The 14,735-nt window shown below is 68.9% G+C and carries 13 protein-coding genes; 7 read left to right on the top strand and 6 right to left on the bottom strand.

All coding sequences use genetic code 11. From position 1 onward, the window contains the following. Positions 1 to 21 precede the first annotated feature (21 nt). Positions 22 to 906, bottom strand: coding sequence for an Abi-alpha family protein (locus F5X71_RS31345; protein WP_167465240.1), 885 nt, complete (start codon positions 904 to 906; stop codon positions 22 to 24). Next, on the bottom strand, positions 897 to 2,288 hold the full coding sequence (locus F5X71_RS31340) for a DUF445 domain-containing protein (protein ID WP_428981511.1): 1,392 nt from the start codon (positions 2,286 to 2,288) through the stop codon (positions 897 to 899). Before F5X71_RS31340 ends, F5X71_RS31345 begins: the two co-directional genes overlap by 10 nt. Positions 2,289 to 2,480: 192 nt before the next feature. Between F5X71_RS31340 and F5X71_RS31335 the strand changes: the two genes are divergently transcribed. Together F5X71_RS31335 and F5X71_RS31330 are read left to right on the top strand one after the other, a co-directional pair. After that, positions 2,481 to 3,371, top strand: a complete 891-nt coding sequence (locus F5X71_RS31335; protein WP_167465239.1) for a DUF4393 domain-containing protein — start codon at positions 2,481 to 2,483, stop codon at positions 3,369 to 3,371. A 97-nt stretch (positions 3,372 to 3,468) separates the two neighbouring features. Beyond that, positions 3,469 to 4,086 carry a nuclear transport factor 2 family protein gene (locus F5X71_RS31330; RefSeq protein ID WP_238815571.1) on the top strand — a complete coding sequence of 206 codons (618 nt, stop codon included), beginning with the start codon at positions 3,469 to 3,471 and terminating at the stop codon, positions 4,084 to 4,086. Between the two features lie 21 nt (positions 4,087 to 4,107). Here F5X71_RS31330 and F5X71_RS31325 read toward each other — a convergent pair whose 3' ends face one another. Next, the gene (locus tag F5X71_RS31325) at positions 4,108 to 5,727 is read right to left on the bottom strand and encodes a peptide chain release factor 3 (RefSeq protein ID WP_167465238.1); all 1,620 of its coding nucleotides are present in this window, start codon (positions 5,725 to 5,727) and stop codon (positions 4,108 to 4,110) included. 322 nt (positions 5,728 to 6,049) lie between these two features. On the opposite strand from F5X71_RS31325, the gene F5X71_RS31320 reads away from it, so the two are divergent. Both F5X71_RS31320 and pth read left to right on the top strand, forming a co-directional pair. Further along, the gene (locus tag F5X71_RS31320; protein ID WP_167465237.1) at positions 6,050 to 6,652 is read left to right on the top strand and encodes a 50S ribosomal protein L25/general stress protein Ctc; all 603 of its coding nucleotides are present in this window, start codon (positions 6,050 to 6,052) and stop codon (positions 6,650 to 6,652) included. 23 nt (positions 6,653 to 6,675) lie between these two features. Further along, on the top strand, positions 6,676 to 7,257 hold the full coding sequence (gene pth, locus F5X71_RS31315) for an aminoacyl-tRNA hydrolase (RefSeq protein WP_167465236.1): 582 nt from the start codon (positions 6,676 to 6,678) through the stop codon (positions 7,255 to 7,257). A gap of 61 nt (positions 7,258 to 7,318) precedes the next feature. Here the strand turns inward: pth and F5X71_RS31310 are convergent, their stop codons facing one another. Then, positions 7,319 to 8,965, bottom strand: coding sequence for a fatty acyl-AMP ligase (locus F5X71_RS31310; RefSeq protein WP_167465235.1), 1,647 nt, complete (start codon positions 8,963 to 8,965; stop codon positions 7,319 to 7,321). A 130-nt stretch (positions 8,966 to 9,095) separates the two neighbouring features. Continuing rightward, a complete protein-coding gene (locus F5X71_RS31305; RefSeq protein WP_167465234.1) occupies positions 9,096 to 9,749 on the bottom strand; it encodes a lysophospholipid acyltransferase family protein in 654 nt (217 codons plus the stop codon). 80 nt (positions 9,750 to 9,829) lie between these two features. Between F5X71_RS31305 and F5X71_RS31300 the strand changes: the two genes are divergently transcribed. Beyond that, on the top strand, positions 9,830 to 10,417 hold the full coding sequence (locus tag F5X71_RS31300; protein WP_238815570.1) for a TetR/AcrR family transcriptional regulator: 588 nt from the start codon (positions 9,830 to 9,832) through the stop codon (positions 10,415 to 10,417). 49 nt (positions 10,418 to 10,466) lie between these two features. On the opposite strand, the gene F5X71_RS31295 is transcribed toward F5X71_RS31300, so the two are convergent. Next, positions 10,467 to 11,651 carry an aminotransferase class V-fold PLP-dependent enzyme gene (locus F5X71_RS31295; RefSeq protein ID WP_167465233.1) on the bottom strand — a complete coding sequence of 395 codons (1,185 nt, stop codon included), beginning with the start codon at positions 11,649 to 11,651 and terminating at the stop codon, positions 10,467 to 10,469. Positions 11,652 to 11,841: 190 nt separating this feature from the next. On the opposite strand from F5X71_RS31295, the gene egtA reads away from it, so the two are divergent. Together egtA and egtB are read left to right on the top strand one after the other, a co-directional pair. Next, positions 11,842 to 13,194, top strand: coding sequence for an ergothioneine biosynthesis glutamate--cysteine ligase EgtA (gene egtA, locus F5X71_RS31290; RefSeq protein WP_167465232.1), 1,353 nt, complete (start codon positions 11,842 to 11,844; stop codon positions 13,192 to 13,194). A 172-nt stretch (positions 13,195 to 13,366) separates the two neighbouring features. Beyond that, positions 13,367 to 14,719 (top strand): ergothioneine biosynthesis protein EgtB, encoded by a 1,353-nt coding sequence (gene egtB / locus F5X71_RS31285; protein WP_167465231.1) that lies wholly within the window; start codon positions 13,367 to 13,369, stop codon positions 14,717 to 14,719. Positions 14,720 to 14,735: the final 16 nt, after the last annotated feature.

Raw genomic sequence — 14,735 nt, 5'->3', positions numbered from 1 at the left:
TCCCGGCCGGTTCGTACCCGGTCAGTGTCCGGCCGCCCGGTCGTCGGACACGACGACCGGAATGCAGGTGCGGACGAAGTCCGCGCCGAACCCGGTGAGCCCCACGCTGCGGTAGGTCACCTTGGTGCCGAAACCGGAGCGCTTCAACAGTTCTCGCACCGGCGCCTGCGCTTCCAGCAGCTGATACCGGTTCGGGTTGCCGACCGGCTCGCGGGTGTGCTCGACCAGTCCGAGCCTGCGCAGGTTGGTCAGGTACTGCTGGATCCGGTTCGGGAAACGCAGTCCGGCCTGCTCGCCGACCAGCGTCAGCATGGAGGCGGCCCGTTCCGCGCCGAGTCGCTGGCGTCCGGTGCGGATATCGATCGAGGGCTGCGGGCCGTCCATGTGCAGGAAGCGCAGGATGCGGGCCTCGTCGGGGGTCAGCTCGGCGAGCATGCCCGCGAAGGCCGGATGGTTCTCGTCCTCGCCGTGCGTGCCCGCCGACAGGCGCAACAGCGCCGCGCCCTGCTCGCGCAGCGTCGGAACGGGTTGTCCGGCAGGCTCGTTCGGCGTCTCGGGCAGCCCGAGTGCCCGGCGCACCCGATCGCGCACCTCGGATTCGGCCTCGGCCAGCACTTCTCGCGGCGGCACGCCCTGGATGCTGCGCTGCACGACGGTCGCGCCGACTCCGACCGCGGTGTCGACACCCCACGCGGTCACACCGGTCACCGCGCTCCAGGTGACCCGTGCGACGCCGGTTGCCGCGCGCACGGTGGCCACGGGATAGGAGACGCGCGAAGGGGATTCGTCGCCGCGTAAGACCGAGCTGTCCGGCCGTCGCGCGAGTTCCGTGGACGGCACGGCGTCCACGGGGTGGTGCTCGACGGCCCCGGCATCGTCGCCGGGGTCGGATTTCGCTACAGCCATGTGCTCGCCACTCCTGTTCCGAAGATCAGGATATGAGCGTATCCGGCGAACAGACCCAACACGCCGCCATGCAGAAAAAGCAGCCACTCATCTTGTTTGATCGCCGAGCGCAGCATGTCGACGAAGTCCGGCGGCTTCAGCGCGGCCATCTGCCTGGCGATGTACTGGTTGATGTGCCTGCCCTGGCGCACGTTGAACTCCGGATCGGCGAACGCGATCGGGGCGATGGTCATGGCCTCGGAGGTCAATGTGTCCTGCAGCGCGTCGTATTCGCGGCTGCCGAGCATGAATTTGACCGCGGGCCGGGCGGGGCCGAGCGCGCGGTCCGCGGCCGGACGCAGCGTGTCCTCTAGCATCTGCATCGTCCGGTCCGAGCGCGGTCCGTTGAGCAGTTCGTCGCCGATGTTGGCGACGGTCATCACCTGACTGGACACCAATTCCGCGTAGCCGTCGGTGATCTCGGACTGGCGCTTGATCAGCAGGCCTTGCCGCCACGGGCACCACCACTTCGGGTACGCGGGCGCGAAGATCATGTTGATGCCAACCCAGTTGACCACCCAGCCGATGATCACGCCGCCGATCGGCAGCACGACCAGGGTCGACCAGCCGGTCAGGTGCAGCACGGCGACCACGATCGCGCCCATCGGCGCGCCGAAGAAAAAGCCGAAGTTGATCATGAACCGCAGCTCTTTCGCGCCGAGTACCTGGAACAGCGTGTTGAGCAGTTGCGGCCGGGCCTGGAAGTAGCGAATCACCATCTGCTTCACATCGAGCAGTTGATCAATATTCGCGCCCAATTCATCCGTCAGCTCGCGCAGAATATCGGGCAGTTGCTGCTTGACCCGCGCGTGCACCATCTCGCGCACTTGAGTCGGCAGATTGTACCAGAGCTGTGGATGTTCCCGTTTGAGAATTTCTTCGACGATGTCCTGGATCTGTTCGTCGGCGATGCTCGCCAGATGTTCGGCGAGCTTGTCCGGTTCCAGTTCGCGGTAGAAGTCGGCGACGCTGCCCAGTTTGGCCAGACCCTTGTCGACCGCGATGCTCGCCATCTTGTCCGCACGCGAGGGCACGATGCCCTGCCAGCCGAATCGCCCGTCATAACTCAGTAGGGGCAGCACCTGAATTCGTTTGGGCAGGAACGGGTACAACGCGCGAAGCCCGGGCAGGCGCACCCCGTGGAACGCGATCGGCCGGAACAGCATCAGCACGCCGGTCCAGTTGGTTATGTACCCGATGACCCCGGTGAAAAGCGGGATCGTCAATAGCTCGAGCAGGATTGTCGGGTGGATTCCGAACACGCTCTCTAACACGACACCCTCCTGCCGACACACCGGTGACCGCCGCCTCACCGGAACATCAAAGTAGCACCCTGTCGGCATCGGGACTCTATTGTGGCGAGACCGAACGGTTCGGCTCCGGTGGGTGGCTCCGCGGTGAACCACGCCGAGATATCGGTCACAGTGTTTGTCGGCAATGCCGCGCCTGCTCGCTTCGACCGCGACAATGACCAACGACACAGGGGGCAGTAATCTGTGGGGCGGATTCGTTCACCTGGCGATATCGGAGTAGACGTGGCAAACGACAGGGCCGGACAGGACATCACTCGAACCGGCTCCCGCGCGGTGGAGCGCAGCTCCGACGTCGAACAGCGCCAGATCAGCAACGAGGCGCGGCTGATTCGCGGGGTGTTCCGTGCCGCGGGGGTCGCGGCGGGCAGTGTCGTGCGCGGCGGGCAGTGGGCGGTCGGCACCACCTACGAGGTCACCAAGGAGATCACCCAGGCCGCGCTGGACGGTGAGTCCTCCGCCGATATCGCCGAGCGAACCGGAAATGCGTTGCGCTCCATAGCCCGTAGCGCGCTCGGCGTCACCGAGGGTTCGGTGCGCGAGATCGTCAGCTACGTGCCGACGCCGAACGGGCCGGGCAATCACGGCGGCGCGCCGCAGGCGCTCGCGGTCGGTTCGTATCTGCGCTCGGCGAGCGCAGAGGAACTCCGCAGGCGCGGCGACGCGCTGCTCGCCCGGTCGGCCGATGTCTACTTCACCGAGGACGTGCACCCGGCCTACGACCGAATCCTCGACGAACTGGCGCCCGACGAGGCCCGCATCCTGCGCTTCATGGCGCAGAACGGCCCGCAGCCCTCGGTCGATGTGCGCACCAATCGTCCACTCGGCATCGGTTCGGAACTGGTGCAGGGCGATCTGACCTCGGTGCCGGAGCAGGCGGGGGTGCGCTATCCGGACCGCGCCCGGTCGTACCTGATCAACCTCAGGCGGCTCGGCCTGACCCTGATCTCCGAGGACCCGGTGGTGCTCAGCCGCTACATGGTGCTCGAGGTGCAGCCGGTGGTGGAGGCCGCGCTGAAGAAGGCGGGCCGCGCGCCGAAGATCGTGCGCAAGAGTTTGCGCCTCACCGAATTCGGCGAGGACTTCTGCCGCACCTGCTTCACCATCGGCAACTGACTCTTTCCGGGCCGCCCAGCAGGCCGAAACCGAGACGCGCGCGAGCCAAATCCGGTAATTCGCGCAGCTCGGCGGCTTCGGATGGGATTGTTGATGGATGGATCAGGGAACCGACGGGCAGGGCCGCGGCGACCCGGGGGCGGGTGTCGCCGACGGACAGGAGCCGAGCGCCCCTGGAGCGGGCGGTACGGCAAGAGACGACGTCGCCGCCATCAGTAGATTGAAGTTCCGCTATCTGCGCACCCTGGACACCAAGTCCTGGGACGAGTTCGCCGACACCATGATCCCCGAGGCGACCGCCACCTACAGCGAGTATCTGCAATTCGAGTCGCGTGACGCGTTTCTGGCCTTCATGCGCAACACCCTCGGCCCGCACGTGATCACCGAGCATCGCTGCGATCACCCCGAGATCGATGTCGAGGGCGACACCGCCACCGGGACCTGGTATCTGGCCGACACCGTGCTCATCCCCGGCCACAACATGCTGCTGCGCGGTGCGGCGTTCTACTCCGATGAATACGTGCGCTGCGCCGACGGCCACTGGCGCATCTCGCACACCGGGTACGAGCGCACCTACGAGGTGGTGCTGTCGCTGAGCGATCTGCCGAGCCTGCGGCTCACCTCGAGCAGATGGGGTCTCATCTCGCGCGAAGAGGGCGTCATCTCCTCGGTCGAGCGCGACCCCGGCGCCACGTCGGAGCCGGAAGCGGGCTGAGGCCCGGCGGCGGGCGAGAACTCAGTCCGCGGTCGCGACCAGGGGCTCGAGGGTCAGGCTCGGGAATTCCTTCTCGATGTACTGCAGCCGCCACTTGTCGCTGAACAGGGCGAGCAGCGCGCCGTCGCTGCGGGTGAACACCTCGACCCCGCGCTGGCGGTCGAGTTCGTCCGCCGACGCGGCGTCGGTGCGCCGGGCCAGCGTGTATGGCAGGTTCTCCATCCGGGTCTCGACACTGAACTCGGTGGTCATCCGCGCGGTGACCACCTCGAACTGCATCGGGCCGACCGCGGCGAGCACCGGCGCGGCGTCGCCGCGAATATCGTTGCGCAGCACCTGCACCACGCCCTCGGAGTCGAGCTGGTCGATGGCCTTGCGGAACTGCTTGTACTTGCCCGCGCTCTCGGCCCGCAGCACCGCGAAGTGTTCCGGCGCGAAGGACGGGATCGGCGGGAACTCCACCTTCTTGTCCACGAACAGCGTGTGGCCCGGGGCCAGCGCGGTCGCGTTCACCAGGCCGACCACGTCGCCGGGGTAGGCGGTGTCGACCGTGGTGCGTTCCCGGCCGAACACGGTCAACGCGTACTTGGTGGCGAACGGACGGCCGGTCTGCGCGTGCGTCACGACCATGCCGCGCTCGAACTCGCCGGAGACGATGCGCATGAACGCGAGCCGGTCGCGGTGCGCGGCGTCCATGCCCGCCTGCACCTTGAACACGACGGCGCTGAACGGCTCGGTGGTCTCGCGGGCCTTGCCGTGCACATCGGCGCGTGGGCCGGGCGCGGGCGCCAGCGCGACCAGGGTCTCCAGCAGTTGGCGCACACCGAAATTCAGCATCGCCGAGGCGTAGATGACCGGGGAGGTCTGGCCGGCCAGGAACAGTTCCTGATCGTGGTCCTGGCCGGTGGCCGAGAGCAGCTCGCTCTCCTCGGCCGCAGTGGTCCACGCCTCGCCCTCGCGCGCCTCGGCCTCGGCCGGGGTCAGCGACTCCTCCGGCGCGATGGTCGCGCCACCCGCGGTGCGGGTGAAGTGGATGTATTCGAGCGGAGCGCCCTCCGCGCCGCGGCGCAGCAGGCCGCGGAAGTCGCCCGCGATGCCGACCGGGAGGAACAGGGGCGTCGGGGTGAGCCCGATCCGTTCGCTGATCTCGTCGAGCAGTTCCAGTGGCGCCTGGCCGGGCCGGTCCCACTTGTTGATCACGGTGATGACCGGGATGCCGCGGTGCCTGCACACCTGGAACAGCTTGAGCGTCTGCGGTTCCAAGCCCTTGGCGGCGTCGATCAGCATCACCGCGGCGTCGACGGCGGTGAGCACCCGGTAGGTGTCCTCGGAGAAATCGGAGTGGCCGGGGGTGTCGACGAGGTTGATCACGCTGTCCTCGTCGGCGCCCTCGGCGCGATAGTTGAACTGCAGCGCGGTCGAACTGACCGAGATGCCGCGCGCCTTCTCCATCTCCATCCAGTCCGAGACGGTGGAGCGGCGGCCTGCCTTGCCGTGGATCGCGCCCGCCTCGGAGATCATCCTGGCGTGCAGCGCGAGCGCTTCGGTGAGCGTCGACTTACCGGCGTCGGGGTGGGAGATCACCGCGAATGTGCGCCGTCGGGAAACCTCGGCAGGCAGACCCTCGGGGGAGGCGGTCAACGCAACAACCTTTCACAGACGACCTGATCGGCAACCGGTCCAATCTACGCGATCGGCCCGATCGCGACTCGACCCGCGTCCCGCAACCGGCGGGGTCACCCGATTCCTGGTGTGTACAACCCTTGCGGTATGGTGTTCGGGTTGTCTCGGCGAGGGTGACCGCAGACCTGATTTTGCGTTCACCGTGATCGACGCGGCGCGGCTTCCGGCCGTCCTCGTTCGCATCCTCTTGCCCCGACGAGTAGACCAATCGAGCCAGGGCGCACACAGTCCCTGGCGCACTGTTGACAGCCCGGAACCGCCGTAGGGAGTAGATCCAGTCATGTCCGACGCCAACCTTCTCGAAGCCGCCGTCCGCACCGAGTTCGGCAAGGGCGCCGCCCGCCGTACCCGCCGGGCCGGCAATGTTCCCGCCGTCCTGTACGGCCACCAGGCCGACCCGCAGCACCTGTCGGTCAACGCCCAGGCCTTCTCCGCGATCCTGCGCGAGCACGGCACCAACGCGGTGCTGAACCTCGTCATCGACGGCAAGAAGCAACTCGCGCTGACCAAATCCGTTGTGGTGCACCCGATCCGCCGCTACATCGAGCACGCCGACCTGCTCATCGTCAAGAAGGGCGAGAAGGTCAGCGCCGATGTGAACGTCGTCATCACCGGCGAGGCCGCCGCGGGCACCCTGGTCACCCAGGACGCCACCACCATCTCCATCGAGGCCGACGCGCTGAACATCCCCGAGTCCATCGAGGTCTCGGTCGAGGGTGTCGAGGCCGGCACGCAGATCAACGCGGGCGAGCTCACCCTGCCCAAGGGCGTCACCCTGAACGTGGACGCCGAGACCCTCATCGTGAACGTCATCGCCGCCCCGCAGGCCGAGGCCGCCGAAGGCGACGAGGCCGCCGAAGGCGAAGCCGCGAGCGCCGAGTAAGTACTGGGAAATCAGGTCAGTAGATGACCGAATCCGTGACCGGGCCCGCGCTCGTGGTCGGACTGGGTAATCCAGGGGCCGACTACGAGCGCACCCGGCACAACGTGGGGTTCCTGGTCGCCGACGTGCTCGCGCAGCGCGTCGGCGGCCGTTTCGGGGTGCACAAGAAGTCCGGCGCCGACCTGCTGCAGGCCCGCCTCGACGGCCGCCAGGTGCTCATCGCCAAGCCGCGGACCTTCATGAACCTGTCCGGTCGGCCGGTCGCGGCGCTGGCGAAGTTCTTCTCCGTGCCGCCCACCGAGGTGATCGTCGTGCACGACGAACTCGACCTCCCGTTCGGCGAGATCCGGCTCAAGCGCGGGGGCGGCGAGGGCGGCCACAACGGCCTTCGCTCCGTGTCCAGCGCCCTGACCACCAAGGACTACCTGCGCACCCGCATCGGCATCGGCCGCCCGCCGGGCCGCCAGGATCCCGCCGATTTCGTGCTCAAGCCGTTCGCGACCGCCGAGCGCAAAGAGATTCCGGTGATCGTCGAGCAGGCCGCCGACGCCGTCGAGCTGTTGCTGCGGGTCGGGCTGGAAGCCGCGCAGAACCGGGTGCACTGAGCATCGGCGGCGCGAGTCCACCGCGCCGCCGACGTGATCGACTTGCCGGCTGTTCGCCGCCTCAGCGCAGATGGACGGCGGTGGCGGCGCGCCGGAGTTTGCCCGACGAGGTCTTCGGCAGTGCGCCGGGGCCGAGCACCGCGACGGTGCGCGGGCGGGCGCCGACCTCGGAGAACACCGCGTGCACGATCTCGCGTTCGATCCGTTTGACCTCTTCGGCGTTCTGGTAGTCGTTGCTCTCGACCACGACGGCGAAGCTTTCCCGCTTCTGCCCGGCGTCGAGCCGCACCGCCACCGCGTTGCCGGGACGGACCCCCGCCACCCGGGTTGCGGCGCGTTCGATATCGGTGGGATAGATGTTGCGCCCGCCCATGATGACGACGTCCTTGATCCGGCCGCACACCACGATCAGGCCCTCGTCGGTGAAATAGCCGATGTCGCCGGTGTCGAGCCAACCGGCGTCGTCCTGCGCGGGCTGGAATCCGTTCACCGTGACGTACCCGGAAGTGACTGCCGGGCCACGTAATTCGATCACGCCGACCGAACGTGACGGCAGCGGCTGGCGTTCCGCGTCGACCACCCGGCCCTCCAGATGGTCGACCAGGTAGCCCAGCGTCGGCAGTCGGCGCACATTGCCGTGATGGGAATGCTCGTCGGCCACCGGGACGGCCTTGCCGAGCGCCTCCAGCAGATCGGCGTCGATGACGTCGACGACCTGCCCCAGCCCGGGGTCCGGAATCGACACGGCCAGTGTTGTTTCCGCCATGCCGTACACCGGGGTGAGCGCCATCGGGTTGAGCCCGAAGCGTTTACCGGAGGCGGCCAGGGCGTCCATCGTGTCCGGGTCGACCGGCTCGGCCCCGTTCCACATGTAGCGCACACTGCTCAGATCGAACGCGCCGTCGTCGGCCTGTTCGAGTCGACGCGCCAACAGTGAGTAGGCGAAATTCGGTGCGGCCGTGACTGTTCCGCGGTACTTGGCGATTAGCTCCGCCCACAGCAGCGGGCGCTTGAGGAAGTCGATCGGGGTCACGCAGACCACCTCGGCGCCGATTTGCATAGGGACGCTGAGGAATCCGACCATGCCCATGTCGTGGAACAGCGGCAGCCAGCTGATCATCACATCGTCGTCGAGCTGGAACTTCACCCGGTCGAACATGGCGTAGGCGTTGACGAAGAAGTTGCCGTGCGTGATCCGCACCGCCTTGGGCGATCCGGTGGAACCGGAGGTCAACTGCTGCAACGCGATATCGTCCTCGGTGGTCGGCACCGGGTCGGTGTCGGCGCCCTCGTGCAGCTGGTCGATGCGCACCACGGTGATGCCGCGCTCGCGCAGCAGCGGCTCGGCCGCCTCGAACGGTGCGCCGAGCACCACCGCCCGCGCCTCGATCATGGTCAGCACGGTCTCGGTGTCGCGGGCCCAGATCATCAGATCGGTGCGCGGGGTCGGCTGATGCAGCATGGTGATGGACGCGCCGCGCATCCAGATCGCCTGGCAGGCGGGCGCGATGTCGACCGGCAGGCCGGCGAGCACGCCGACGGCGTCCCCGTGCCCGATGCCCGCCGCCGCGAGGCCGCCCGCCATCCTCCTGGCGATCCGATGGATCTCACCCCAGCTCCGGCGCAGTGGTGCGTCCGGTTCACCGGTCACCAGCCCCCGGCTCGACGCCTGCGCCGTCGCATACATCTCGTCGGTGAACCTGCTCAACGTCTACTCCCTCATCACCGGCTCCGGCCGCCTGCCGGCCCGCACTCAACTATCCCGCCATTACCGCGTGGCGTTAACCCTTTTTCAGCGTGTCGGCGGTTGCTGGAGTGTCGCGGGTCGGCGCGCGAGCTCAGCGGAAGGTCGCGGCGTACCGGTCGACGTAGTGCCTGCCGGAGCGCGCGGCGATCTCGCGCATCAGCTCGTCGGTGGCGGTGCGGGCGGCGCGCTGCTGGTCGGCGGGCAGGTAGTAGCGCGGCGCACCGAAGCCGATGCGCACCTTGGCGAAGCGGGGGAGTCGTTTGCCGCGGGGGTTGACCCGATCGGTGCCGCTGAGCACGACCGGGATCACCGGCGCTCCGGTCGCCATCGCGACGCGCAGGGTTCCGGTGCGCCCCCGGTAGATCCGCCCGTCCGGGGATCGGGTCCCCTCGGGATGGATCGCCCAGACGCCGCCGGATTCCAGGATCCGGGTCGCGGCGGCCAGTGCGTCGGCCGCGGCGCTGCCGCCGGTCCGGTTCACCGGCACCTGCCCGGACACCGAGAAGAACCAGCGCTGGAAGCGTCCGCGCAGGCCGGTGCCGGTGAAGTACTCCTGTTTGGCCAGGAACGTGGCGCGGCGGGGCAGGACAAGAGCCAGATACAGCGAGTCGATCATCGCGAGGTGGTTGGCCGCGATGATCACCGGTCCGGTGCGCGGAACCTGGTCAAGCCCTTCGACTTCGGGCCTGCCCAGCACCCGCAGTACGGGGCCGAGCAGCACGTATTTGAAGAGCCAGTACCACACGTAGACCTCCTGAAAGAATGTGTAGACATTGTCTACCGCACGATAGTAGACAGTGTCTACACCCGGCGTGAGGAGAATTGATGGGTTCGGTAGACAATGTCTGCATGGTCGAGACGCAACCGCTGCGCGAACGCCTGGTCGACGCGGGCGTCGAGTTGCTCGAAGAGGTGGGCGCGGCGCAATTGGGCCTCCGGGCGATCACGCGCGCCGCCGGTGTCTCACACGGGGCGCCACGGCGGCACTTTCCGACGCATCGCGCGTTGCTGGCCGCCGTCGCCGCGCGGGGCTTCGGCGATCTCATCGACCGGTTCGCGGCGGTGGACGTGGCCGCGGCGCCGCCGCGCGAGCGGCTGGCGCGGATGAGCGTCGAGTATGTCGAGTTCGCCGGCGCGCGGCCGGAGATGTTCACCCTGATGTTCCGGCACGACCTGCTCGAGGGCTCGGGGGAGAACCTGCGCGGCACCACGCTGCCGCTGTACGCGCGGTTCGAGGCGCTGGTCGGCGCGGCCGCACCCGATCGGGCCGAGCCGGCGCGGCGGGCGATCGCGCTGTGGACCAACCTGCACGGCATCGCCGCCCTGCGCGCCAACCGCAGCCTGGCGCTGGTCGGTCCGACGGTCGACGTGCGTGCACTGGTCGAACGCGCCCTCGATCTGCATCTGGCCTGAACGGCGTTGTGGCGCAAGCCCGGTGGCCGGGCTCGCGCCGCAGCACCGGCTACAGTTCGGCGACCGCGGCGACGAACCGGTCCAGCTCCGCGAAGCTGACGAAGCAGTGCGGAGATGCGCGGACAACGGATTTCAGTCCGCGCGCGGTCATGTCCAGCAGCGTCGACCCGGCGTGGCTGACGGTCACGGTGATGCCGCGCTCGGCGAGCCGGTCGCGCACGGCGATCGGCTCGCGCCCGTCGACGGTGAACGACACCGTGCCGCTGTGCCGAATACCGATGTCGCGCACCGTGACTCCGGTGATCTCCGGTAGCGCCTTGCGCAGATACGCCGAGCGCTCGGCGATGGCCGCGTACACGTTCTCGGGGCCGAGCTCGAGCAGGTAGCGCACGGCGGCGCCGAGGCCGAGCCGCCCGGCGACATCGCACTCCCAGAACTCGAAGCGGCTCGCGTCGGGCGCGAGCCGGTATTCGGTGGGCCCGGTCCATTCGGCGCTGTGCAGATCGAGTCGCTGTGGCTCCATGGATGTCGCCAATTCCGGTCGGACATAAAGGAATCCGGTCCCGCGCGGCCCGCGCAGCCACTTGCGCCCGGTGGCCGAGAGCGCGTCGACGTCCAGCTCGGCGACGTCGATCGGCAGCTGCCCGGTCGACTGGCAGGCGTCCAGCAGCACCAGCGCACCCACCGAACGCGCGATCCTGGTGGCCTCGGCGGCCGGGTTGACCAGGCCGCCGTTGGTCGGCACATGCAGCAGCGAGACCAGCCGGACCCGTTCGTCCACCAGCGCGCTCAACGCGTCGAGATCGATCTGTCCGGTGTGATCGCTCGGAATCCGCTCGACCGTGGCGCCGGTCGCGCGGGCGCGCTGCAGGGCCGCGATGGCATTGCTCGCGTAGTCGGCCTCGGAGATCAGGATGCGGTCGCCCGCGGCCAGCGGGATCGAGTAGAAGAAGTCGGCCCAGGACCGAGTTGCGCTGTCGCTCAGCGCGATACTGTCCGGTGCGGCGTTGATGAGCGCGCCGATCGCGGTCTTCACGTCGGCGAGATCGTCGAGCCGTTCGTTCGCCGCGCGATAGCCGCCGATCTCGGACTCGCGCCGCAGGTGGGCGATCACGGTGTCCAGGACGACCCGCGGCGGCAGCGAGGACCCGGCGCTGTCGAGAAAGACCTGACCCGGCTCGGCGCCGTCGGCGCAGCCGGGAGTATCGGCTCGGACGCGTGCGTTATCCAGCATGCTTGCGACAGTAGTGCGCGTGCGCGGCCGCTCTGGTGGGCACCGTATTCAGATTTCCGTCAGATTCTTGTCGGTGCCCCTCGCTACTCTGGAGAGATCGCAACGCGCGGGGCACGACACCACAACGTCGCGATAACGGAATCACGGCGGACACGAAACCACAGCTTTCGGACCCATAGTGGAGGTTGGTATGGCGGTCACGCTGGAACACTCGGAGCTGGTCAGCCGCGTAAACCACAATCCGGAGCTCAATTCGCGCGCCGCCGCGGAGGCGTATATCGGCGGTGTCTGCTTCAAGCAGGGACCACCTACGCTGATCGGCGCCGAACTGGAATGGCTCACCGTGCAGGGTGGGTGTTCGACGTCAGGCCGCTCGGCCGCCCCGCGTCCGCCGCTGACTGCTCTCGCGGATGCCCTCGGACCGCACGCACCACGGTCCATCGCCCCCGATTCACCCGCTCTGGCGTTGCCGGGGGGCAGCCGGGTCACCATCGAACCCGGTGGTCAGATCGAATTATCCAGCGCACCGTTCGCTGATGCCGCGCAGCTGTGTCTTTCGCTCCGCGACGATGCCCGCCGCTTGCGGGAACTTCTCGAATCCCGGTCCATCCGGACCGTTTCCGCCGCCGCCGACGCGCACCGCAGACCCAAACGCCTGCTACAGCTGCCGCGCTATCGCGCCATGGAGCAGACCTTCGGCGGGATCGGGCCCTACGGCAAACTCATGATGTGCAATACCGCGGCGACCCAGGTCGCCGTGGACGCGGGCGCCGATCGCGCTGAGATCACCGCGCGCTGGACCGCCCTCTACGCCATCGGCCCCGCCCTGCTCGCCGCCTTCGCCTGCTCGCCGACGTTGCACGGCGCTCCGGCGGGCGCGTGGGCCTCGCAGCGCATGCGGGCGTGGCTGCGCCTGGACAACACCAGGACCCGGCCCCCGCTGATGGACTGGGCCGACCCGATCCGCGGCTACAGCCGATGGGCGCTCGACGTGCCGCTGCTGTGTGTGCGAAGACCCGATGACGACGCGCCAGCGGCCAACGGCCATCGTGCCGATACCGGATGGTTGCCGCCGCCAGGCGCGACCTTCGCCGACTGGCTCTCCGGCGCGTTGGACGACGAGGTGGGCCGCAGGCCCGACCGCAACGATCTCGACTATCACCTCACCACCCTGTTCCCACCGGTCCGTGCCTCCGGCTATCTGGAGGTCCGCTACCTCGACGCGCAGCCCGGCGAGGGCTGGGCGGTGCCGATCCACGTGCTCGACGCGCTGATGTCGGCCGAGTCCGTGGTGGCGGCGGCGACCGCGGTCGCCGCGCCACTGGCCGGGCACTGGCTCGACGCCGCCCGATATGGCTTGGCGGACACCGATATTCGGTCGGTGGCGGTCGAACTGCTCGGCCTCGCCGCCGCGCACGCGCGCGACGCCGAGGCCGCCCGCGTGATCGAACTCGCCGCCGAACGATGTCGTAGCGGCCGCCCACCCACCGCCGCGGACGCCGCGGTTCGCACAGAGGTAGGCGGTCGAGGAGCACCTCGGTGATCCGGACGTGTCCGCGACACGGTGACCCAGCGGGCGGCCCGGAGCCGTCCGGCCACCGGCACCACGTACCCCACTCCCGACCCGAGCGGGCCCGCGCGCATACACGCGGGCCCGCGTCCGGCTGCCGCGCGCCCGGCCCGGCGCCGACCGCAACCAACCCCGGAGACCTACCGTGACCGTGCATTACCTCCCCTTCGCCGACAACTCCGGCACCGAGCGACTACGCGACCGCATCGCCGATGTGCTCGCTCGCGCCCGCCGCCGCACCCTGACCCTGACCGACTGCATCGACGAAGCCGAGCTGGTAGCGCAGCATTCGCGGCTGATGAGCCCGCTGGTGTGGGACCTCGCGCACATCGGCAACCAGGAAGAACTGTGGCTGGTCCGTGACGTGGGCGGGCGCGAGGCCGTCCGCTCCGATATCGACGAGCTCTACGACGCGTTCAAACATGCCAGGGCGACCCGTCCCGCGTTGCCGCTGCTCGATCCGTCCGAGGCCCGCGACTATGTCGGCACCGTGCGCGACAAGGTGTGGGATGTGTTGGACAGCAGCGATTTACGCGGCTCGCCGCTGGTCGACGGCGGCTTCGCGTTCGGCATGATCGCCCAGCACGAGCAGCAGCACGACGAGACCATGCTGGCCACCCACCAGCTGCGCGCCGGAGCGCCGGTGCTGCGGGCGCGCGCGGTGCCGACCGTCGCCGCCCCGGTCGGCGGTGAGATCATCGTGGCCGCGGGCGAATTCACCATGGGCACCGACACCGACCCGTGGGCGCTGGACAACGAGCGTCCCGCGCATCGCGTCCGGCTGCCCGGCTTCGCGATCGACGCGGCACCGGTGACCAACGAGCAGTACCTGGCCTTCCTCGACGACGGCGGCTACGACCGGCCCGAGCTCTGGTCCGAGCGGGGCTGGGCGCACCGGCAGGAGGCTCAGCTGTCCGCGCCGCGGTTCTGGGAGCGCGACCCGGCCGGGCACTGGTGGCGGCGGGTGTTCGGCGTGATGACGCCGCTGCGCCCGCATCAGCCGGTGGTGCACGTCTGCTGGTTCGAGGCCGAGGCGTACGCGAACTGGGCGGGCAAGCGCCTGCCGACCGAGGCCGAATGGGAGAAGGCCGCGCGCTACGACCCGGCCACCGCGACCGAGCGCCGATTCCCCTGGGGCGACACCGAACCCGACGAGCACACCGCGAATCTCGGTCAGCGCCACCTGGAACCGGCCGATGTCGGCGCCTATCCGGCGGGCGCGACGCCGGCGGGCGTGCACCAGCTGATCGGCGATGTCTGGGAGTGGACGTCCTCCGGCTTCGATCCCTACCCGGGGTTCCGTGCGTTCCCCTACCGGGAGTACTCCGAGGTCTTCTTCGGTGGCGACTACCGCGTGCTGCGCGGTGGTTCCTTCGGCACCGACCCGGTGGCCTGCCGCAGCACCTTCCGCAACTGGGATCATCCGATCCGGCGGCAGATCTTCTCCGGCTTCCGGCTGGCCCGCGATCTGCGCGAAGGGGAGGGTGCGTGTGAGTGAGCAAACCGTGTCAACG

It is taken from the genome of Nocardia brasiliensis, assembly GCF_011801125.1.
Classification (GTDB): Bacteria; Actinomycetota; Actinomycetes; order Mycobacteriales; family Mycobacteriaceae; genus Nocardia; species Nocardia brasiliensis_C.
This window is presented reverse-complemented; position numbering and strand designations above follow the sequence as displayed.